The organism is Streptomyces narbonensis, from assembly GCF_014649015.1.
GTDB lineage: Bacteria > Actinomycetota > Actinomycetes > Streptomycetales > Streptomycetaceae > Streptomyces > Streptomyces narbonensis.
Genome location: NZ_BMSF01000055.1, coordinates 1 through 2,182, shown reverse-complemented (window position 1 = coordinate 2,182; position 2,182 = coordinate 1). Strand labels below are relative to the sequence as shown.

At 74.9% G+C, this 2,182-nt stretch carries 2 protein-coding genes; both read left to right on the top strand.

The features are described from left to right. Positions 1–1,038: beta-ketoacyl reductase (locus tag IE124_RS33960; RefSeq protein ID WP_229833162.1), on the top strand; the 1,038-nt coding region annotated here is incomplete at its 5' end. A gap of 136 nt (positions 1,039–1,174) precedes the next feature. After that, a partial coding sequence (locus IE124_RS33955) for a beta-ketoacyl synthase N-terminal-like domain-containing protein (RefSeq protein ID WP_189513870.1) occupies positions 1,175–2,182 on the top strand: 1,008 nt, incomplete at its 3' end.

Below are 2,182 nucleotides of genomic sequence, written 5' to 3'. Positions count from 1 at the left end.
CGCCGCCGCGCCGCCGGACTCCCCGCCCTCTCCCTCGGCTGGGGCCTCTGGGCAGAGAACAGCGGCATGACCGGCGGACTCGGCCCGGCGGACCTGCGCCGGATGAGCCGTGCGGGCATCGGCGGGATCAGCGACGCCGAGGGCATCGCACTCCTCGACGCAGCCCTCCGGGACGACCGTTACCCGGTACTGCTGCCCCTGCGGCTCGACGCCGCCGGACTGCGGGACGCGGCCGGGAACGACCCGGCCGGGATCCCCCCGCTCTTCCGGGACGTCGTCACCGTGAGGACCGTCCGGCCCCGGCCGTCCGCGGCCACCACGGCCGGGAGGGCGGGCGCACCGGGGACGACGGACGCCGCCACGGAACCGGCGGCCGTCACTCTCGCCGACCGGGCCGCCGCCGTGGACGGGCCCGCGCGGCAGCGTCTGCTCCTGGAGTTCGTCGTCGGCGAGGTCGCCGAAGTGCTCGGCCACGCCCGCGGCCACCGGATCGACGCCGAACGGGGCTTCCTCGACCTCGGCTTCGACTCCCTGACCGCAGTCGAACTCCGCAACCGGCTCCACTCCGCCGGCGGCCTCGCCCTCCCGGCGACCCTCGTCTTCGACCACCCGAGCCCGGCCGCCCTCGCCTCCCACCTGGACGCCGAGCTGCCGCGCGGCGCAGCGGGCCAGGCCGGAGCCGGGGACCGGGACCGGGACGTGTCCACGCCGTCCAGGAGCACCGCCCACACGGATGCCCTGCTGGCACAACTCACCAGGCTGGAAGGCGCCTTGGTGCTGACGGGCCTCCCGGGCGCCCCCGGGAGCGAAGAAGTCCTGGAGCACCTGCGCTCCCTTCGCGCGATGGTCACGGGCGAGACCGGGAGCGGGACCGGGGCCGGAAGCGGGGGCGGGGGCGCGTCCGCGGAATCCGGGGGCGGAGACCCCTACTACGCCGACGGGGGCGGGAGTGAGGACCGCGCGGGAGTGCCGGACTTCATGAACGCCTCGGCCGAGGAACTCTTCGGCCTCCTCGACATGGACCCCAGCACGGACTGATCCCTGCCGCACGGCCGCCTCCCGCCCCGGGCCCCGTCCGAGACCCCGTCCCGGACCCGTCCCGGGCACCTCGACTCGAATCACTTCATGCGCGCCTCGGGCGCCTCCAGGAACTCAAGGGGACAGCGTGTCCACGGTGAACGAAGAGAAGTACCTCGACTACCTGCGTCGCGCCACGGCGGACCTCCACGAGGCCCGCGGCCGCCTCCGCGAGCTGGAGGCCAGGGCGGGCGAGCCGGTGGCGATCGTCGGCATGGCCTGCCGCCTGCCGGGCGGTGTCGCCTCGCCGGAGGACCTGTGGCGGCTTGTGGCCGGTGGCGAGGACGCGATCTCGGAGTTCCCGCAGGACCGCGGCTGGGACGTGGAGGGGCTGTACGACCCGAACCCGGAGGCCACGGGCAGGAGTTACGCCCGTGAGGCCGGATTCCTGTACGAGGCGGGCGAGTTCGACGCCGACTTCTTCGGGATCTCGCCGCGCGAGGCCCTCGCCATGGACCCGCAGCAGCGGCTCCTCCTGGAGGCCTCCTGGGAGGCGTTCGAGCACGCCGGCATCCCGGCGGCCAGTGCGCGCGGCACGTCGGTCGGCGTCTTCACCGGCGTGATGTACCACGACTACGCGACCCGTCTCACCGACGTCCCCGAGGGCATCGAGGGCTACCTGGGCACCGGGAACTCCGGCAGCGTCGCCTCGGGCCGGGTCGCCTACACGCTGGGCCTGGAGGGCCCGGCCGTCACGGTCGACACGGCCTGCTCGTCCTCGCTCGTCGCCCTGCACCTCGCCGTGCAGGCCCTGCGCAAGGGCGAGGTCGACATGGCGCTCGCCGGCGGCGTGACGGTCATGTCGACTCCCAGCACCTTCGTCGAGTTCAGCCGCCAGCGCGGACTGGCCCCCGACGGCCGGTCGAAGTCCTTCTCGTCGACGGCGGACGGCACCAGCTGGTCCGAGGGCGTCGGCGTCCTCCTCGTCGAGCGCCTGTCGGACGCCCGTCGCAAGGGCCACCGGGTGCTCGCCGTGGTCCGGGGCACGGCCGTCAACCAGGACGGCGCGAGCAGCGGCCTCACCGCCCCGAACGGCCCGTCTCAGCAGCGCGTGATCCGGCGGGCCCTCGCCGACGCCCGGCTGACGACCGCCGACGTCGACGTC